The sequence below is a fragment of the Mesorhizobium sp. M0062 genome (assembly GCF_040323125.1).
Lineage (GTDB): Bacteria > Pseudomonadota > Alphaproteobacteria > Rhizobiales > Rhizobiaceae > Mesorhizobium.
The window spans coordinates 105,012-123,954 of the sequence record NZ_JAMYUO010000004.1 but is presented as its reverse complement, the minus strand read 5'-3'; the positions used below and the strand labels follow the sequence as shown (position 1 = coordinate 123,954).

The 18,943-nt window shown below is 63.4% G+C and carries 19 protein-coding genes; 13 read left to right on the top strand and 6 right to left on the bottom strand.

What is annotated here, in order from left to right; translation table 11 throughout:
- Positions 1-41 precede the first annotated feature (41 nt).
- Positions 42-872 (bottom strand): transporter substrate-binding protein, encoded by an 831-nt coding sequence (locus tag NKJ64_RS06720; RefSeq protein ID WP_023673105.1) that lies wholly within the window; start codon positions 870-872, stop codon positions 42-44.
- A 155-nt stretch (positions 873-1,027) separates the two neighbouring features.
- Between NKJ64_RS06720 and NKJ64_RS06715 the strand changes: the two genes are divergently transcribed.
- On the top strand, positions 1,028-1,843 hold the full coding sequence (locus NKJ64_RS06715; protein WP_023698476.1) for an IclR family transcriptional regulator: 816 nt from the start codon (positions 1,028-1,030) through the stop codon (positions 1,841-1,843).
- A 24-nt stretch (positions 1,844-1,867) separates the two neighbouring features.
- Here NKJ64_RS06715 and NKJ64_RS06710 read toward each other — a convergent pair whose 3' ends face one another.
- Complete coding sequence (locus tag NKJ64_RS06710) at positions 1,868-2,071, bottom strand: YdcH family protein (RefSeq protein WP_023673103.1); 204 nt, start codon at positions 2,069-2,071, stop codon at positions 1,868-1,870.
- A gap of 239 nt (positions 2,072-2,310) precedes the next feature.
- On the opposite strand from NKJ64_RS06710, the gene NKJ64_RS06705 reads away from it, so the two are divergent.
- The 6 genes from NKJ64_RS06705 to NKJ64_RS06680 all read left to right on the top strand — a co-directional run bounded on the left by NKJ64_RS06705 (position 2,311) and on the right by NKJ64_RS06680 (position 7,594).
- Positions 2,311-2,490, top strand: coding sequence for a YdcH family protein (locus NKJ64_RS06705; RefSeq protein WP_023684024.1), 180 nt, complete (start codon positions 2,311-2,313; stop codon positions 2,488-2,490).
- Positions 2,491-2,777: 287 nt separating this feature from the next.
- Positions 2,778-4,031 carry a flavodoxin-dependent (E)-4-hydroxy-3-methylbut-2-enyl-diphosphate synthase gene (gene ispG, locus NKJ64_RS06700; protein ID WP_023742770.1) on the top strand — a complete coding sequence of 418 codons (1,254 nt, stop codon included), beginning with the start codon at positions 2,778-2,780 and terminating at the stop codon, positions 4,029-4,031.
- 3 nt (positions 4,032-4,034) lie between these two features.
- Positions 4,035-4,892, top strand: a complete 858-nt coding sequence (locus NKJ64_RS06695; RefSeq protein WP_352462205.1) for a transglycosylase SLT domain-containing protein — start codon at positions 4,035-4,037, stop codon at positions 4,890-4,892.
- Positions 4,893-4,906: 14 nt separating this feature from the next.
- The gene (locus NKJ64_RS06690) at positions 4,907-5,458 is read left to right on the top strand and encodes a chloramphenicol phosphotransferase CPT family protein (protein ID WP_352462203.1); all 552 of its coding nucleotides are present in this window, start codon (positions 4,907-4,909) and stop codon (positions 5,456-5,458) included.
- A 166-nt stretch (positions 5,459-5,624) separates the two neighbouring features.
- Positions 5,625-6,761 (top strand): sterol desaturase family protein, encoded by a 1,137-nt coding sequence (locus tag NKJ64_RS06685; RefSeq protein WP_352462201.1) that lies wholly within the window; start codon positions 5,625-5,627, stop codon positions 6,759-6,761.
- Between the two features lie 80 nt (positions 6,762-6,841).
- On the top strand, positions 6,842-7,594 hold the full coding sequence (locus NKJ64_RS06680; protein WP_352462200.1) for a Stf0 family sulfotransferase: 753 nt from the start codon (positions 6,842-6,844) through the stop codon (positions 7,592-7,594).
- Here the strand turns inward: NKJ64_RS06680 and NKJ64_RS06675 are convergent, their stop codons facing one another.
- From NKJ64_RS06675 to NKJ64_RS06665, 3 genes are all read right to left on the bottom strand, one after another.
- The gene (locus tag NKJ64_RS06675) at positions 7,595-9,937 is read right to left on the bottom strand and encodes a response regulator (protein ID WP_352462198.1); all 2,343 of its coding nucleotides are present in this window, start codon (positions 9,935-9,937) and stop codon (positions 7,595-7,597) included.
- 85 nt (positions 9,938-10,022) lie between these two features.
- Complete coding sequence (locus NKJ64_RS06670; RefSeq protein ID WP_023684018.1) at positions 10,023-10,208, bottom strand: hypothetical protein; 186 nt, start codon at positions 10,206-10,208, stop codon at positions 10,023-10,025.
- Between the two features lie 37 nt (positions 10,209-10,245).
- Positions 10,246-11,265 carry a LacI family DNA-binding transcriptional regulator gene (locus NKJ64_RS06665; protein ID WP_031208759.1) on the bottom strand — a complete coding sequence of 340 codons (1,020 nt, stop codon included), beginning with the start codon at positions 11,263-11,265 and terminating at the stop codon, positions 10,246-10,248.
- A gap of 218 nt (positions 11,266-11,483) precedes the next feature.
- Between NKJ64_RS06665 and NKJ64_RS06660 the strand changes: the two genes are divergently transcribed.
- The 6 genes from NKJ64_RS06660 (at position 11,484) to NKJ64_RS06635 (ending at position 18,243) form a co-directional block, all read left to right on the top strand.
- Complete coding sequence (locus tag NKJ64_RS06660) at positions 11,484-12,317, top strand: inositol monophosphatase family protein (RefSeq protein ID WP_050587494.1); 834 nt, start codon at positions 11,484-11,486, stop codon at positions 12,315-12,317.
- 61 nt (positions 12,318-12,378) lie between these two features.
- Positions 12,379-13,404: an ABC transporter substrate-binding protein gene (locus NKJ64_RS06655; RefSeq protein ID WP_023690065.1), complete on the top strand. Its 1,026-nt coding sequence runs from the start codon at positions 12,379-12,381 to the stop codon at positions 13,402-13,404.
- Between the two features lie 90 nt (positions 13,405-13,494).
- Positions 13,495-15,699, top strand: a complete 2,205-nt coding sequence (locus NKJ64_RS06650) for an ABC transporter permease (RefSeq protein ID WP_502902857.1) — start codon at positions 13,495-13,497, stop codon at positions 15,697-15,699.
- A gap of 14 nt (positions 15,700-15,713) precedes the next feature.
- Complete coding sequence (locus NKJ64_RS06645; RefSeq protein WP_352462196.1) at positions 15,714-16,814, top strand: ABC transporter ATP-binding protein; 1,101 nt, start codon at positions 15,714-15,716, stop codon at positions 16,812-16,814.
- Positions 16,815-16,912: 98 nt separating this feature from the next.
- Positions 16,913-17,386 carry a carboxymuconolactone decarboxylase family protein gene (locus NKJ64_RS06640; RefSeq protein WP_023673089.1) on the top strand — a complete coding sequence of 158 codons (474 nt, stop codon included), beginning with the start codon at positions 16,913-16,915 and terminating at the stop codon, positions 17,384-17,386.
- Positions 17,386-18,243 (top strand): sigma-70 family RNA polymerase sigma factor, encoded by an 858-nt coding sequence (locus tag NKJ64_RS06635; RefSeq protein ID WP_023702759.1) that lies wholly within the window; start codon positions 17,386-17,388, stop codon positions 18,241-18,243. The genes NKJ64_RS06640 and NKJ64_RS06635 overlap by 1 nt, the downstream gene beginning before the upstream one ends.
- Before the next feature lie 114 nt (positions 18,244-18,357).
- Here NKJ64_RS06635 and NKJ64_RS06630 read toward each other — a convergent pair whose 3' ends face one another.
- A complete protein-coding gene (locus NKJ64_RS06630; protein WP_023702758.1) occupies positions 18,358-18,942 on the bottom strand; it encodes a TetR/AcrR family transcriptional regulator in 585 nt (194 codons plus the stop codon).
- Position 18,943 lies beyond the last annotated feature (1 nt).

Sequence of the window (18,943 nt, the reverse complement as noted above, 5' to 3'; positions counted from 1 at the left end):
GAACTAGAAGGCGGAAGGGCTAACCCTTCCGCCAGCACTTGTCAGACAACCGGGAAACCGGGATGGCGGGCCGGCGGCTCTTGGCCGAAATAGTCCTTGAAGGCGGCGTCGTAGAGTGCGGTCTCATGGCCGAACATGGCGATGGTGAAGGTCTGGTTGACGAAGGTCAGCCAGTCCAGGTCGCCCTGCCTGACCGCCGCGCCGTAGAGCATCGAGTACCAGCTCTTGCCGGCATCGAAATATTTGTCGGGGTTGCGCGAGGCCAGCCAGCGCACGGTTGAAAGATCGACAGCGGCGGCATCGGCGCGTTTCGATTCCAGTGCCTGCAGCACATTGGCCTGGGTGTCGATCTGCAGCACCTGCGCCTCCGGCAGGGCGTAATGGACCGAGCTTTCGGCATCGACATTCTGCAGGATCGAGATGCGCGTCGCCGAACCACCGGCGAGCAGCTTGTCGAAGGTCTTGTTTTCCGCCGTCGGCAGCGTCAGCAGGGCGACGCCCTCGACATAGTATGGCCTGGAGAAGTGGATCAGCTGCGAGCGCTGCGCGGTCATGGTCATGAACTGGATGGTAATGTCGACCTTGTTGGTGGTGACATTGGGGATGCGCTGCGCCGGATCCTGCATGACGAACTCGACCTTGCTCGGATCGTCGAACAGACCCTTGGCCAGGATGCGTCCCATGGTGATGTCCATGCCGACCAGCTCGCCGGCATCGTTTTCGAAATGCCATGGCGCGTTGGTGCTGCCGGTGCCGACGATCAGCTTTCCGCGGTCAAGCGCGGTGCGCAGAACGCTGTCGGATGCGGCTTGTGCCGCCGCCTTTTCGGCGCTGACAGCGGTCATCACGCCCGCCGTTGCAAGCCCGGCCATGCCCAGTTTCAGAAAATCTCGCTTGGATGCGTCGTTCACTGCGACCTCCTGTTGTTTGAGTTCCCCTTACAGACACACGTGTCGCCGACCTGATTGTCTCTTACAATAGACACATGTATCCTATACAAGACAGATACTAACATCAGGAATCAGTTATGCAAGACAGCAATGGACTCACGGATCGGGCGGAGCTTGGTCCAGCCGGGAGCCCGACGCCCGACAAGACCTCCGGCTCGCGCGAGAAGGGCCTCAACCGGGTGCTGGAGATCCTGGACTTCCTGCATGTTACGCAGCGCGCCATCGGCATTGGCGATCTCGCCAAGGGGGTGAATGCGCCGCGCTCCACCACCTATACGCTGGTGCGTTCGCTGGTCGATGCGGGTCTCCTGGAGATGGAGGGCGACGGCAACCGGGTCTATTTCGGCAAGAAGCTCTACCTCTATGGAATGGACTATGTCAGGGGCAACGACCTGCTTAGGCGGGGCCGGCAGGAGGTCGACAATCTGTCGCGCGAGACCGGCGAGACCTCCGAATTGTGCATGCTGCAAAGCGGGCGCTATACCATCGTCCATTCCAGCCCCGGCACCAGGCCGTTCCGCATCAGCTCGGCCACCGGCCTGCAGATCCCGCTGCCATGGACGGCATCGGGGCGGCTGCTTCTGGCCGGATTGGAAAGGGCCGCCATCCAGGACATGGTCTCGGAAGACGACCTTTTGCTGCCCGACGGCCGCAGGCTGCAGTTCGACGACTTCGTTGCCGATATCGCGACGGCCAGAACGACCGGCTATTGCATCACTTCGGGGCTGGTCGACGCCTACACCAAATGCCTGGCCGCCCCTGTCTTCGCGGCCGCCGGCAAGGTCGAGGCGACGATGTGCCTGGTGGTGCCGATCGACACTTCAGCGGAGAAGACCGACGAATTGCTGACGTTGCTGCGCCATCGCGCGGCGCGGCTGTCGATAGCGGGGTGAGCAGTTAGGCCCCGAGGCCGTCGGCTAAGCGATGATGTCCGGAATGATCTTGTCTTCCAGCGCCATCAGCCGGTCCTTGAGGAAAAGCTTCTTCTTCTTCATGCGCTGGATCTGCAAGGGGTCGCAGCCCATGGCGATCATCGCATTGATGGCCGCGTCGAAATCGGCATGCTCCTGCTTCAGGCGGGAAAATTCGAGGCGGACATCGGCCTTTTCCTGGTCGGACATTCTCTACCGTCTGCATGTCTGCGGCGCCCGGCAATGGGCATGATTGGGCGGGGGCGGCATCAATTGCCGCCGGCGCGCAGCCAATATCACATATCACATTGTCGTGGAATGCTACCACGCAGCATTCGACATCGCAGCCGGATGGTGGCAGACTGTCATGGTGCCGTCACAGATGCGACCTGCGGTGGACGTGCCTTTGACGGCTGCAATCGAGGAAACCATGAAAGGGAGAACCAATCATGTCTCTTGCATCCCATCTTGATGAGTTGCAGCGGAAACACGGTGATATCGAACGCGAGATCGACGATGCGATGAACCATCCATCGGTCGACGACCTCGAAATCGTGAATCTGAAGCGACGCAAGCTGGCACTCAAGGACGAGATTGAAAAACTGAAGGCGAAACCGACGAGACACTGACGCCCTTCCAGGATTAGACGCGCCGCCTTGGCGCGTGACTATCGCTCCGGTGGCGACATGCCGCCGGAGGCCTGTTTTTGCTACTAATTCCCATACTGTTGGCCGGCGAAACCCGTCTGTGGGGTCGCCGCGCTGCTGCGATTTGGCGGCTCTGCTTGTCTGTCGCCATTGACAAGCCATCTTTGCTCCTCCACCTCATGCCCGAACCTCAGCGCTATGCGCTGATAGCTGATTGAGCGTGCGTCGACGTGGACGTGTGTCGCTCGGGTGATCAAGAGGCTGCCGGCATGACCGGGTATTTTTCCTCCCCCTTTGCGCGCCGGACATCGGTCGGCGTCGATGTCGGCGGCGTGGTCGTCGGCGGCGGCGCGCCGGTCGTCGTGCAGTCGATGACCAACACCGACACGGCCGATATCGACCAGACCGTCGCGCAGGTTGCGGCTTTGCATCGCGCTGGCTCCGAGATCGTGCGCATCACCGTCGATCGTGACGAGAGCGCCGCCGCCGTGCCGCGCATCCGCGAACGGCTCGAGCGGCTCGGCATCAATGTGCCGCTGGTCGGCGACTTCCACTATATCGGGCACAAGCTGCTGGCCGACCATCCAGCCTGCGCCGAGGCGCTGGCCAAATACCGCATCAATCCCGGCAATGTCGGCTTCAAGGACAAGAAGGACCGCCAGTTCGCAGCGATCGTCGAAATGGCGATCAGATACGACAAGCCGGTGCGCATCGGCGTCAATTGGGGGTCGCTCGATCAGGAGTTGCTCACCCGGCTGATGGACGAGAACCAGAGCCAAGGCTTCCCGCTGACGGCGCAGGAAGTAACCCGCGAGGCGATCGTGCAGTCGGCCATCCTGTCGGCCGAAATGGCCGAAGAGATAGGCCTCGCCCGCGAAAAGATCATCCTGTCGGCCAAGGTCAGCGGCGTGCAGGATTTGATCGCGGTCTATACCGAGCTTGCCACGCGTTCCAACCATGCGCTGCATCTTGGCCTCACCGAAGCCGGCATGGGATCCAAGGGCATCGTCGCCTCGTCGGCGGCCATGGGCATCCTCTTGCAGCAAGGCATTGGCGACACCATCCGCATCTCGCTGACGCCGGAGCCGAATGGCGATCGCACTCGCGAGGTGCAGGTCTCGCAGGAACTGCTGCAGACCATGGGCTTCCGTCAGTTCGTGCCGATCGTGGCCGCTTGCCCCGGCTGCGGCCGCACGACATCCACCGTGTTCCAGGAACTCGCCCAGAACATCCAGGCCGATTTGCGCAAGAACATGCCGGTCTGGCGGGAGAAATATCCCGGCGTCGAGAACCTCAAGGTCGCGGTGATGGGCTGCATCGTCAACGGCCCCGGCGAATCCAAGCACGCCGATATCGGCATCTCGCTGCCCGGCACCGGCGAGACGCCGACCGCACCCGTCTTCGTCGACGGCAAGAAGTCGGCGACGCTGCGCGGTCCGTCGATCGCCGCCGATTTCGAGAAGATGGTTGCCGACTATATCGAGCAGCGGTTTGGCCAACACGGCAAGGCTGCGGCCGAATAAGCCATGCGGGGGCTGCTCAAAGCCGGTGTGATCCTGCTCTGCGGGCTGGGTGCCGGACAGGCGCTCGCCGATCCACCGCAATCGCGCTCGGCGGCGAAACGATTGATTGGCCGTGTCTGTGACCTGATCGAGACGCATGCCGAGCGGAACGGCCTGCCGAAGGATTACTTCGCCCGGCTGATCTGGAAAGAAAGCCGCTTCGATCCCAATGCGGTTAGCCCGGTCGGTGCCGAAGGGATCGCCCAGTTCATGCCGGGCACCGCCAAGATGCGCGGGCTGGCCGATCCTTTCGACATCGAGCAGGCGATCCCGGCTTCGGCGAAATATCTCGCCGAAATGAAGACCGGCTTCGGCAATCTCGGCCTGGCGGCGGCTGCCTACAATGCCGGCGAGAGCCGGGTTTCGCGCTGGCTGGGTTCCGGCGGTTTCCTGCCCATGGAGACCGAGAGCTACGTCTTCGACATCATGGGCGAACCGGCCGACAAGTTCTCCGACAGCGCCTACGCCGGAACGATCGAGCCGCTCGACGCGAAAACCAGCTTTGCCGTCGCCTGCCGCAAGCTGCCGGTGATCATGTCCAGAACCGTGGCGATGGCCTCGATCAATGTGAAGCCATGGGGCGTCCAGGTGGCCGGCAATTTCCGCAGGGGAGCTGCGATCAATCAGTGGCTGCGGGTCAGGAGCCGGTTTCCGGCGCTGCTGTCCGGTCGTGACCCGGTGGTCAGCCGGGTGCGCACGCCGATCGGCCGACGCGGCATCTACGCCGTCAGGATCGGCGTCGACGACCGTGCCGCCGCCAACGTCATCTGCCAGAAACTGCAAAGCGTCGGCGGCGCCTGTATCGTCGTGCGCAACCGATAGGCCGAGGGGGCGACATGACGGCCAAAATCGTCCTGCTCAATGGCGTCGGCAGCGCCGGCAAAAGCTCGATCGCCAGGGCGCTGCAAACGATCGCCACCGAGCCGTTCCTGCATGTCCAGATGGATGCTTTCATCGACATGCTGCCGCCGGCGCTGCAGGATCATGCCGACGGGTTTTCCTTTGAGACCGTGCTGGAAGACGGCAAGCCGTCGGTGGTGATCAGGAGCGGGCCGGTCAGCGCGCGAGCCATGCGCGGCATGCGCCATGCCATCGCCGCCATGGCCGGGCAAGGCAACAATCTCATTGTCGACGACGTGATCTTCAATGACGAGATAGCGGAGTATGTCGAGTTGCTGTCGAGCTTTGACCTGCATCTGGTCGGCGTCATGGCGCCGCTGGAGGTGCTGGAAGCGCGCGAGGCCGCGCGCGCCGACAGGCTGCCCGGTCTGGCGCGCTGGCAATATGGACGCATCCACAGGGGCATAGACTACGACCTCGAAGTCGACACCAGCCGGCTGACGCCGCTTGAATGCGCCCGTCGCATCCAGGAAAGATTCCGACTATAGTGGCCGGTGTCTTTGACACGATCGCAGCTTTTACCAATTGCCCCAAAAGCCGATAGCCGTCTCTGGCCTGCAAAGTCGTGTCGATTAAATATTTATGAGCCCTGCTGTAGTAAGACGGTGGAAATTTCCGGCGAGACCTTTTGAAGGCCGTTAACGGGGGAGCATCATGGCGGTGGCAAATTTCCTTAGACGCGTTGTAAGTGAACTTGAAACGCCGCGCGCCAAACGGCCGTTCGGTTCTGGCTGGCTGTCCGGCTCGATTGGCTTGCTTGCCGGGGTCACCGCCCTGCTGATGGTCATCGTGCTGCGCTACCCGTCGCTTACATCGATGCCGGATCTGGCCCCCATCCACCAGATGCTGTTCTTCAAGCCGGTGCTCTATTTCGTCCTCATCTCCGGCTATATCCTGGCGATCCTCAGCATGACGCTGCGCAGGCAAAAGACGCTCGGCGCGGCAGCGATGTTCACTGTGCTGCTGGCGTCGCTGGTCGGCATGCTTCCGGTGCGCCATCAACTGCACATCGAAGGGGTGTTCTTCGGGCTTGATTTCTTCATCCTGAACGCCCTGTTCATGGGTGTGCTGTTCGTTCCGCTCGAACGTCTTTTCGCGCGCAACAAGGATCAGACCGTGTTCCGCGACGAATGGCGCGAGGACCTGTTCTACTATCTGGTCTCATCGCTGCTGGTGCAGATTTTGACCTACCTGACCTTGGCGCCGTCCAACTTCGTCAATGCGCAGGGCGCCCTTGGTTCGGTGCGCGCCTGGGTCCACGACTTGCCGTGGCTGGTGCAACTGCTGGCGGTAATGTTCCTGACCGACTTTGCCCAGTATTGGGTGCATCGGGCCTTTCATCGCATTCCCTGGCTGTGGAAGTTCCATGCCGTGCACCATTCCGCCAAGTCGATGGACTGGATTGCCGGTGCGCGCATGCATTTCCTGGAAATCATCGTGCTGCGCAGCCTGACGGCCACCCCGATGTTCGTGCTGGGGTTCGATGAATCGGCTATCCAGACGTATATATTGATCGTCTACGTCTATTCGTCTTTCATCCATTCCAACATCGGAACCAGTTTCGGTCCAGTCGAAAAGGTGCTGGTGTCGCCGCGTTACCACCACTGGCATCACGGCCTCGAGAAAGAAGCGATCGACGTAAACTTCGCCATCCATTTCCCGCTGCTCGACCGGCTGTTCGGTACCCACCATATGCCCGAAGGGCGCTGGCCGAACGGCTACGGCATTCACGGACATCCCGTTCCGAACGGATACTGGCAGCAATTCCTCTATCCCTTCCGGCGCGGCTAGACTGGAGTCCTTCGCGAAGCGCGCGTGTCACCGCGCCTGGCGAGGTTAGCCCAATCCATGACAAGCGACAGAGCCCCGAGATGCGTGACGGCTACATAATCTGCGGCACGCCGAGAACCGGAAGCACCTTGCTGTGCGGCCTTCTGGCCTCGACGAAAACAGCCGGCGATCCGCACTCGTTCTACCGGCGGCAGGACAAGGCGGAATGGGCAGAAGAGTGGAAATTGCCGCATCCCGATACGATGAGCGCGCATGACTTCGATGTCGCCTACCTCAAGGCGGCAATCAGCGCGGGAAAGGGCGGAACAGCCGTCTTCGGCTTGCGCCTGATGCGGGAGAACCTGGGTGAACTCTCGGCCATCCTCGACCGGATCTACCCAGACCTGCCATCGGACAAAGCACGCTTTGAAAAGGCCTTCGGGCGGGTCCTCTACATCCATCTTTCGCGCGAAAACAAGCTGGCGCAGGCGGTGTCGCTGATCAAGGCCGAGCAGACCGGGCTTTGGCACATCGCGCCCGACGGAACGGAGATCGAACGGGCCGCACCGCCGCAGGAACCCCGCTACGACTTCAAGCGGATCCAGCGCGAGCTTGCCGAACTCGAAGCCTTTGACGCGGCCTGGAACGTCTGGTTCGCTGAGCAGGGGATCGTCCCGCTGCGTATCGGCTATGAGCGCCTGTCAGCCGATCCGGCAGCGGCATTGGCATCCATCTGCGAGGCCTTGGGCGTTCCGGCGCCGAATGCCGCCGACGTAAAGCCGGGCGTCGCCAAGCTCTCGGACGAGATTAGTCTGGACTGGATGCGCCGCTATCGTCTGGACGCGGCGATTTGATCAAGCCCTCTTTACCGCGACCGTTTCGCTGAGCCATGTGCCGATCTTGCTGCCGAGGCGGTCGGGCGACACCGGCTTGGGCAAATAGTCGTCCATGCCGGACTCGATACATTTGTCGCGGTCGCCCTTCAGTGCGTGCGCGGTGACGCCGATGATTGGTGTGTGATTGCCACTCGCTGCCTCCGCCGCCCGGATGGCGCGGGTCGCCTCGTAGCCGTTCATCTCCGGCATGGAGACGTCCATGAGGATCAGCTTCGGCCGCAGCGCCCGGTACATCTCGACGGCCGTGCGGCCATTGCTGGCGATGCGGTAGCTGAGGCCAAGCCCATTGAGGATTTGGCCGAACACCAGCTGGTTCACGTCGTTGTCCTCGGCGATCAGAATATCGATCGGGCCGTTTGGCGTGGCGATCGATTCAGGCACTGTGGCCGCCGGAATTGCCGGGCCGCGAATGACGGTGAAGGCGGGTGGCGTCACGGGTGCCGCCTGCGGAACGACAGGCTCGCGAACAAACTGGGCCTTGCCGATCTGGGCCCGCGCTTTCTGGATGGCCGAGATGACGGTGCCGAGCAGGATGGCCGAGCGTGCCGGCTTGGTGAGATGCGCGGCGATGCCGAAATCGATGACCATCTTGCCGAAATCGACCTGGTCGACGGAGGTCAGCAGCACCACCGGGATGGCGGAGAGACGGCTGTCGGCGGAAATCGCCTTGGCGACATCGGCGCCGTTCATGCCGGGCATCTGGTAGTCGAGGATGATGCAGTCGACCGCAGCACCGAGTTGGCTGGCCCGGTCTAGAAAGGCGAGGCCGACGGCGCCGCTTTCGGCGGCCGCGCAGTCGAAGCTCCAGCTTCTGAGCTGCTCCAGCAAGATCTCGCGGTTGACCGGGTTGTCGTCGATGACCAGCACGCGGGCGCCGGTGACATCGACCGGCACGATCTCGTTGCGCGTGTCCTGCTGATGCGCCGGCAGCGGCACGGCGAACCAGAACACCGAGCCGCGGCCGATCTCGCTTTCGACGCCGATCTTGCCGCCCATCAGGTCGATGAGGCGGGCGGCGATGGCAAGGCCGAGGCCGGTGCCTTCATGGCGGCGCGTCGACGAGCCGTCGACCTGCGCGAATTTCTCGAACACGTTCTCGAGCTTCTCGGCAGGAATGCCGATGCCTGTGTCCTCGACGCGGACCTTGAGCTGGACCATGCCGTCGACCACCTCGCCGCCGACATCGATCAGCACATGGCCCTTCTCGGTGAACTTCACCGCATTGCCGAGCAGATTGGTGACAATCTGACGGAACCGTCCGGCATCGCCGACGACATGGGCAGGCAGGCTCGGGTCGACACGCACGATCAGCTCGAGGTTCTTTTCGGCGACGCGCGCCGACACCAGTGTGGCCACGTCCTCGACCGCTTCGGCAAGCCGGAAGGGTGCAGGATCGAGCGTCAGCTGACCGGCATTGATCTTGGAGAAATCGAGGATGTCGTTGATGATGGTGAGCAGCGCATTGCCGGATTTGACGATGACTTCGGTGAAGGTTTTCTGGCGCGCGTTAAGCTCGGTCTTGGCGAGCAGTTCGGCCATGCCCAGCACACCATTCATCGGCGTGCGGATCTCATGGCTCATATTGGCCAGGAATTCCGATTTGGCGCGGTCGGCCGCTTCGGCCTTGAACAAGGATGCGGCGGATTCGGTGAAGGCGCGGCGGATCGCCTTTTCCATTGGCCGGAAGATCCAGAGGGCAACGATGGCAAGAACCGCGAACAGAAGGCCGCTTGCCCAAAACAGCAGCCTGTCGCTGGAGGCGTCGGCCAGATGGCGTTCGCCATCCATGGCGGTACGCACACGCACCAGCATCGGCTGGACGAACAGGTCGTTCTGGTTGAGGATTTCGCGCGAACTCCATTCGTCGGTCTGTTGCGCCGCCGACATCAGGTTGAAGTTGCGGACGATGTCGCGCGACGACCAGAACAGGTCGCCGTTGACGGCGGCCGACGAGAGTTCGTCCAGCGTTTTGGCCGATAGGCTCGGCTTGATCGCGGCCAACTCCGCGGACAGTGTTTCGATCTCGCTGGTCAGGCGTTGCGAATGGCCGCGCGCGGCGGCGGCAAGGCCGTCACGGGTTTCGGTGCGCCAGGTCGTGCTGGCGGTTTCGGCAAAGCTGGAGGCGTTGCGCAGGTCGCGGGTGAAGACGACGAGATTGCTGCTCAGCGCGTCGATGTCGTGGCGGAAGGAATTGACGCGATTGAGCGCAAACATCACCGCGGTGGAAGCCAGCGCAAAGATGAGCAATCCCGAGATGTAGCGGATCCGGATCGAGCGGATGAAGAAAGAATATTCCGGCATGCGCAACCCCAACACATACGCATCATTTTAACGGTCGGGATTACGCTTGATTTACATTAAAATTCCGTTCGCGCCTGGCGGGCCGTCAAGATCCTGGCTGCACGTGCCCGGAGTTGGCGCCATAGAGGGTGGCATCGCATTCGCGCATCATGCGCAGTGCTTCTTCCTCGGTCAGGCCAAACTTGCGCATCATGCTCCGGATTTCGGGGCCTACAGCTATCTCCACCGGTCTTGCCGCCTGGCGGGTCTTCCTGGCCTTTTTCTTGGACATCAGTACGTTTCCCGTCTTGACCGACACATGTTTCGCATCAGCCCTGGCCCGGCCTCACCGTGCTGCGCCAGACCATGGGCGCATGGCAGATCAGGCGGCTGCCAGCCTCCTCCCGCGCGCCGGTCGCGAGCCGCACGGCGCGCCTGGCGATCTCCTCGATCGGCGGCGAGAACGTCGTCAGCCGGTAAGAGGCCCAGTCGGCCTGTTCGATGTCGTCAAAGCCGATGACGCAGAGATCGCGGGGTACGCTGATGCCGAACTCGTGGCGGGCCGCATCGAGAAAGCCGCACGCAATCAGGTCGGTCACGCAGAACGCCGCATCCGGCCGCTGCCGGCCGGAAAAGAGCCGCCTGGCGCCATCGGCTCCGGTGGCATAGCCGGTGCGGCCCTCGCGCCACACGGTCACCTCCAGCCCTTCCTTCTGCGCGGCGGTAAGGAAGGCGGTTTCGCGGGAGAGCAGGCTGGGCGTGCCGGCAGCCGAGGTCACCAAAGCGGGGCGGGTACAGCCGGCCCGGATGAAGGCATGCAGCGCTGCCTCTGCGGCTGCAGCGTTGTCGACACCGATATTGTGCGGGCCGTCGAAGCGGTCATCGCGATTGATCAGCACCAGCCGCTGGCCGTTCTCAAGACAGGTGCGGATCAGCAACTGCGGCGGCGAGCCGGACAGAACGATGCTCGCATCGGCGCGATAGTTCAGCGTGTTGCGCAGCGCCTGGTCGACATGGTGGCTGGGGCCGGAGGTGTTGAACACCATGGCCATTTTGCCGGCGTCCCGCAGATGTTGGGTCAGCGCCTTCTGCAGGCGGGCATGATAGGGCGTGTCGCCATCGGCAACGATGAGGCAGACAATGCCGGTCGAGGCCCGCATCAGGCCGCGAGCCAGATGGTTGACGTGATAGCCGAGTTGCTCGGCGGCCAGCATCACCCGCTCGCGGGTTTCCCCGGAAACGGAAGCGCCGGGCGTGAAGGTACGTGACACCGCCGAACGTGAAACCCCGGCGAGGTCGGCAACCTGCTGGGCGCTGGAAAAACCGGTGCGGATTCTCGGAACCGTCAAGCGAACGCTCTCGCTGCTGTTTTCGTGATTCTTTGCACGCCAGTGCAATGTAATGCAACTCTTCTGCCATTGCCACCCACCGCACTTGACAGGCATGGCCGAATGCAACAGCTTTGCACAGCCGTGCAATACAAGCCGGCTCAAGAGTGGCATCGGAGGAATACCCTGTCCATTTCGCCGAAGACGGCATTGAGGGCGCGATTGTCCGGACCGGCTGCATGAGCAGGGCGGCGGCGCATCCGAAGGCGGACCGGCTGTCCGAGGCCGAGATGGACAGGCGTGCCGAGGTCTGCCGGAAACTGCTTGTCACGGCCGGGCAACTGGCGATGGAAGGCTATGCCCGGCAGGGCGCCGTCCAGCCGGTGGCGATGAAAGGCCCGCAGGATTTTCTCACTGAAACCGACGGCAAGGTCGAGGAGCACATCCGCGCGACGCTGGCAGAGGCTTTTCCGCAGGACGGGTTTTTGGGCGAGGAAGGCGGTGGCATCGGCTCTGCCCGCATGTGGGTCGTCGACCCCATCGACGGCACCGCCAATTTCATGCGCGGTATTCCGCATTTCTGCATTTCGATAGCTTTCGTCGAGGACGGCCGCAGCGAGATCGGCGGCATTGCCAATCCGGCCATCGGCGAAACGTACTTTGCCCGTCGCGGGCACGGCGCGACGCGCAATGGCGCGCCGATCCATGTGTCGCCGACGCAAGCGTTCGACCGCGCCTTTGTCGAGTTCGGCTGGTCGCCCAGGATTCCCAATCGCGACTATCTGGACAAGGTGAGCCTTGTCTGGGCACTCGGCGCCAATGTGCGGCGCTCCGGCTCCGGAGCGCTTGGGCTGGCCTATGTGGCCGACGGCCGCTCGGATGCCTATGCCGAGCTGCACATCAATTCGTGGGACTGCCTGGCCGGATTGCTGCTGGTGGAGGAGGCCGGCGGCCGTGTGAACCGGTTCCTCGACGGCGACGGCATGGCGAAGGGCAATCCCGTGCTTGCGGCAGCACCCGGTGTCGCGGCGACATTGTCCCAGGTGATCGGAGTGCCGCTCGACGACGGGTAGATCGTTTCCAGTGAGAAGACAGGGAGGAATATCGATGAAGACATTTGACAGTAAGCAAGGCTTGCGCGCCGCCTGGCTTGGCCTTGGCGCGGCGCTGGCCATGTTCGGATTGGCGGGTGCCGCCCAGGCGGCCGACCGCAGCCTCACAATGTATTGCGCCGTCGACGAGGCCTGGTGCCGGGCGATGGCGACCACCTACCAGAAGGAGACGGGCGTCAGCGTCGACATGACCCGCATGAGCGCCGGCGAAATCTACGCCCGCCTCCGGGCCGAGAAGGACAATCCGCAAGCCGATATCTGGTGGGGCGGCACCGGCGACCCGCATCTGCAGGCGGCGGAAGAGGGCCTCACCCAGGAATACAAGTCGCCGCAACTGGCAAACTTGCGCGACTGGGCGCTGAAGCAGGCCGACAGGTCGAAGAACCGCACGGTCGGCATTTATCTCGGTGCGCTCGGCTATGGCTACAATGAGGAAGATCTGAAGCAGCGCGGGCTGACCGCGCCGGCGTGCTGGGCCGATCTGGTCAAGCCGGAATTCCAGGGCGAGATCGAGATGGCCGATCCGAATTCATCGGGCACCGCCTGGACCATGCTTGCCACCATCGTCCAGCTGATGGGCGAGGACAAGGCATTCGACTATCTCAAGCAGCTCAACAAGAACATCGCCGAATACACCAAGGCAGGGGCCGCGCCGGCGCTCGCCGTCGGCAAGGGCGAGACGCTGATCGGCATCTCCTTCCAGCACGACGTCATCAACGCGGCCAAGCAGAACCCGGCGGTGAAGGTGGTTTCGCCTTGCGAGGGCACCGGCTTCGAGATCGGCTCGATGAGCATCGTGACGGGCGCCAAGCATGTCGAAGAGGCGCAGAAATTCTACGACTGGGCGCTGAGCCCGGAAGCGCAGAAGCTCGCGGCGCCGAACGGCAGCTTCCAGATCCCGTCGAACACCGCCACGCCGGTGCCGCCCGAGGCGCCGGACCTCTCGAAGATCAAGCTGATCGACTACGACTTCGCCAAATACGGCTCGTCGGCCGAACGCAAGCGGCTGTTGAAGAAGTTCACCGATGAGGTCCGCAATGGCGGCTGAGCGCGTTCTTTCGCGCTCACTCTAGCATCTGATCGCCGGCTGCCCCTCGCGGCAGCCGGCGCACCATCCTTTGGCACAGAAAGACATTGAATGGCCGCGGCCGGTTCCATGGTCAGTTCCGCTCCTGGACGCAGCGCGCTCGCCTGGGTGATGGCCGCGTGGGCGAGCTTCGTGCTCTTGCCTTGGTACAAGGTCGAAGGCGGCTTCCTGTCGTTCGAGTGGCTGGCACAGCCGGCGGATGCGACGCCGGCCATCATGCTGGCGCTCGGTGGCCGGCCCTGGCTGTTGCCGCTTGTCCTGCCGCTTCTGCTGGCGAGCTGGCTGGTGGCGCGCAACAACCCCAAGAGCCTGGCGGTTGCAGGCGCGGCGGGCCTGCTGTGGCTGGCCATCGAAGGCTTTTCCATCATCCATTCGGGCTGGGGATTTGGCTTGCTTACCCGGATCGCCGGCACGCCGGGACCGATACAGCCGGGGCTCGGCTGGGGCGCTGCGCTCTATGCCGTGGCGATGCTGATGTTCATCGCCGAGGCGCTCGCCGCGCGCGGCTGGTGCAAGGGCGACCGTTTCGTCGTCGGCTCGCTCTCAATCGTGATTGCTTCGCTGATCCTGTTCGTCGCCTATCCGCTGCTGTCGATCCTCACCTCGGCCATCAAGGACAATGACGGCAATCTCGTGCCGGCGCTGTTCTTCGAAAAGATCTTCAGCGCCAACATATGGAGCCTGCGCTGCCTCTATGGCGAGGGCTCCTGCGGCGTGGCGTGGAACACGGTGGCGATCGCAGTCCTCGTCGGCTTTTTCTGCACGGCGCTCGGCCTAGCGCTGGCGCTGATCGCGCTACGCACCAAGCTGCCGGCCAAATGGTTGCTGCGCGGCCTGTCCATCCTGCCGATCATCACGCCGCCCTTCGTCATCGGCCTGGCGCTGATCCTGCTGTTCGGCCGCGCCGGCATCGTCACCAACCTCATGTCGGTGCATCTCGGCATTCCGCGCAGCCGCTGGATCTATGGCATGGCCGGCATCACCATCGCGCAGGTGCTGGCCTTCACGCCGATCGCCTTCCTGGTTCTGGTCGGCGTGCTGCAAGGGGTCAGCCCAAGCATGGAGGAAGCGTCGCAGACCTTGCGCGCCAGTCGCTGGCGGACGTTTCGCACCGTCACCTGGCCGTTGATCCGGCCGGGCCTGGCCAGCGCCTTCCTGATCTCGTTCATCGAGAGCATGGCCGATTTCGCCAATCCGCTGGTGCTGGGAGGCAATTTCAACGTGCTGTCGACCGATATATTCTTCGCGGTGGTTGGCGCGGCGCACGACCAGGGCCGCGCGGCGGTGCTGGCGATCGTGCTGTTGATGTTCACGCTGGCAGCCTTCGTCATCCAGCGCCGCTGGATCGGCAGCCGCAGCTACGTCACAGTCGCAGGCAAGGGCGATGGCGGTGTACCGGCGACGCTGCCCAAGGCCTTGCGGATCGGCTGCTACGCCGCCGTCGTTCCGTGGCTGGTTCTGACCATCGTGGTCTACGGCATCATCCTGGGCGGCGGTTTCGTGCAATCGATCGGGCGCGACAACACGCCGACGCTCGAATATTTCCTCACCGCCTTTTCGATCGAGAAAGGCGTCAATGGCTGGTTTTTCAGCGGCTCGGCCTGGCCGTCGCTGCTGATGACCATCGGCCTGGCGCTGGTGGCCATGCCGTTCACCGCGGCGCTCGGCATCCTGACGGCCTATCTGCTCGACCGGCAGCGTTTCGCCGGGCGCACCATGTTCGAATTCCTGGCCATGATGAGTTTCGCCATTCCCGGCACGGTGATCGGCGTCAGCTATATCCTTGCCTTCAACGTGCCGCCGGTGCAGTTGACCGGCACCGGGCTGATCATCGTCATCTCCTTCATCTTCCGCAACATGCCGGTGGCGATCCGTGCCGGGCTCGCCAATCTCGGACAGATCGACAAGAGCCTGGACGAGGCATCGCTGACGCTTGGGGCGCGATCCTTCGCCACCTTGCGGCGGGTGATCCTGCCGATCCTGAAGCCGGCGATCGTGACCGCGATGATCTACAGTTTCGTGCGCGCGGTGACGGCGGTCAGCGCCGTCATCTTCCTGGCGAGCGGCCGGTTCAATCTCGCCACGGTCTACATTGTCGGGCGCGCAGATGTCGGCGAATACGGCATCGCGATTGTCTATTCGGCGGTGATGATCGTCGTCATGATGGTCATCCTCATCGGCATCCAGCTGCTGGTCGGCGAACGCCGGCTCGGCCGGCGCCGGCCTGGGGCGGAAGCCGTGGTGGCAGCAATCTGATGGGGAGAAGCGGCGTGGATCAGACGGCGAAGACTGCTGCCCCGGTTGTCACGGACAGGCCGGCCGTGCGGTTCGAGGGCGTCACCAAGAAATACGGCGCGGTGATCGCCGTCGACAATGTCAGCTTCGACATCGCGCCGGCCAGCCTGGTGACGCTGCTCGGGCCCTCGGGTTGCGGCAAGACGACGACGCTCAGGCTGATCGCCGGGCTGGAACAGACCAGCACCGGGCGCATCCTGATCGACGACAAGGACGTCACCTTGCGGTCCGCCGCCGAGCGAGATGTCTCCATGGTGTTCCAGTCCTATGCGCTGTTCCCGCACATGAACGTGATGGAGAATGTCAGCTACGGCTTGCGGGCTATGGGGCTTGGCAAGGCGCAGGCAGCCGAGCGCGCCGCCGAAAAGCTGTCGCTTGTCGGCCTGTCCGGCTACGAGAAGCGCCAGCCGAGCGAATTGTCCGGCGGCCAGCAGCAGCGCGTCGCGGTGGCGCGCGCCATCGTGCTGGAGCCGAAGGTGCTGTTGTTCGACGAGCCGCTGTCCAATCTCGACGCCAAGCTGCGCCGGCGGGTGCGCGACGAAATCCGCGGCCTGCAGCAGGATCTGGCACTGACCATGGTCTATGTCACGCATGACCAGGAAGAGGCGCTCGCCGTCTCCGACCGCATCATCGTCATGAACGCCGCTCGCGTCGCCCAGGACGGCACGCCGCGCGACCTCTACAACGAGCCGACCAACCGTTTCATCGCCGACTTCATGGGCGACGCCAATCTGCTCGACGTCGAGGTGCTTTCCAGCAATGCGACCAGTGCAAGGGTCAAGGTCGGACCCTTGCTGCTCGACATGCCGGGTCGCGGTAACGCTCCGGGACCGGCGATGCTCGCTGTGCGCCCGAATGCCGTGCGAATCTTGCCCGGCCAGCCAGCCGGCACCATGAAGGGCCAGGTGGTCAAGAGCTCGTATCTCGGCGACCACATGGAATACCGGATCGCGATCAGCGATCCGGCGGTCGAACTGTTCGCGACATCGCCTGATGTCACACCCGCCGTGGCGGAAGGGACGATGGTCGGGATCGATTTCGATCCGGCGAAGATCGTGCTGATCAAAGACGATTGAACGCGCCGGGAAAGCACCTTCGAAAAAATCCAGCCTGAATGTCACACCGGCCGGACCTGCCTCGTCATGATGGCGTACCCAACACAAGGACTGCAATCATGACTGCCAAAATCGACCTCTTCGCCGCCGCCCCTGCGCTGATCAAGCAGTGGCAGCGCGCATCGACCGAACTCTCCGTCGCCGCCGGGCTCGAGCACAGCCTCAACGAGCTGGTGAAGCTTCGGGCGTCGCAGATCAATGGCTGCGCCAACTGCATCAATCTGCATGCCACCGAAGCGCGCGAGAATGGCGAGACCGAGCAGCGCATCTATCTGCTGCCGGCCTGGCGCGAAGCGCCCTGCTACAGCGACCGCGAGCGTGCTGCGCTCGGCTGGACCGATGCGCTGACGCGCCTCTCGGAAGGACAGGACCGCGAAAGCGCCTATGATGATCTTAAGGCGCATTTCACCGAGGAGGAGCAGGTGAAGCTCACCGTTTTGATCAACATCATCAATGGCTGGAACCGCATCGCCGTTGGCTTCGGGCTCTACACCGACGCAGCAACGATACGCGCCAGCGCCAAGGCGGCCTGATGACGGCGACGGCACCCGACGACGCGGCAGCGGGCTTCGGCCCGCTGCGTCCGAAGCTGATGCGGGTCGCCTATCGCATGCTGGGCTCGGTGAGCGACGCCGAGGATGTCGTGCAGGATGCCTTCATCCGCTGGATGGGGACCGACCGCTCGCAGGTTCGTGAGCCAGAAGCGTTCCTGCGCCGCACGGTGACGCGGCTTTGCCTTGACCAGCTCAAATCCACGCGGCGCCAGCGCGAGACCTATATCGGCCCTTGGCTGCCCGAGCCGATCGTCGAAGAGGACGATCTTGAAGATGTCACCTTGCCGCTGATGTTGGCGCTGGAGCGGCTTTCGCCGCTCGAGCGGGCGGCCTTTCTCCTGCACGATGTGTTCGGGCTGGAATTCGAGGAGGTCGCGACCGCCATCGAGCGCGATTCAGCCGCCTGCCGCCAGCTTGCCGCTCGCGCACGGGGCCATGTCCGCGAGGCGCGGCCCCGCTTCAAGGTGGAGAAGCAGCGTGGCCTGGAGATCGCCGAAGCCTTTTACGCGGCATCGCGCAGCGGCGACATGCAGGCGCTCGGCGCGCTGCTGACGGAAGATGTCAGCGCTCATGCCGATGGCGGCGGCAAGCGTCCGGCGGCTTTGGCGCCGGTGCTGGGCTTCGACGCCGTCATGAAGCAATACGCGCAAGTCGCGGCCTGGCTGCGCGACAATCGCTCGACGCTGGTGCGCGTCGGCTTCGTCAATGGCCTGCCGGGGTTCGTCACGCGGGAGGCCGATGGCGAATTGCAGACCACCGCGCTTGACATCGAGGACGGCAAGATCGCGGCCGTCTATGTCATGCGCAATCCCGACAAGCTCAGGCATCTGCACTAGACCTGAGATTGAATCGGGCGAAATAGCGGTTCGGCCTGGCTCCAAAGGCCGGCCTTTCCTGTGTGCGACCCGCAGGACGATGTCAGGGCCCTTTGCCGCTGCCGCCACCGACCTCTAGGATGCCTTCTCGCCGTCACGTGGCTGGATCAGGCTGCGCGCGGCGTCTGCTCCTGCCGCAAGGATGCGATCCGACAATTCCGTCCCCGCTGCCGCGCGGGCCAGCTGAAGCGTGCCTATGAGGGTCGCAAAAACGCCCAGGGCGGCGGCTTCCGGGTCCTTGGTCTGCGGAAGTACTGCAGACAACTGGCGCACCAGAACCAGCAAGCGTTCGGTATAGACTTGGCGCGTTTCGGGCGGCTGACGCGCGAGTTCCGGCAACAGGGCGGCCGACGCGCAGCCGGCTCCCGGATTGTCCCGGTGCTCAGCTGACAGATACGCCGCTATGCCCATCTCCGGACCACCGGCTGCCAATACCTCCTGCAGTTGCTGCGACTGGCTCTCCAGTGCCGCTACAAGGCTTTCACGCACAAGCTCCGCCTTGGACTGGAAATGCGGATAGAAGGCTCCGTTCGTCAGTCCGGCGTCGCCCATGATGGCTGCCAGTCCGGACGCGGCGATGCCGTCACCGCGAAAACGCTGGGCTGCGACCTCGACGATGCGATCGCGAGAGGCTTCCTTTCGGCCCTTTTCGTAGCGCATG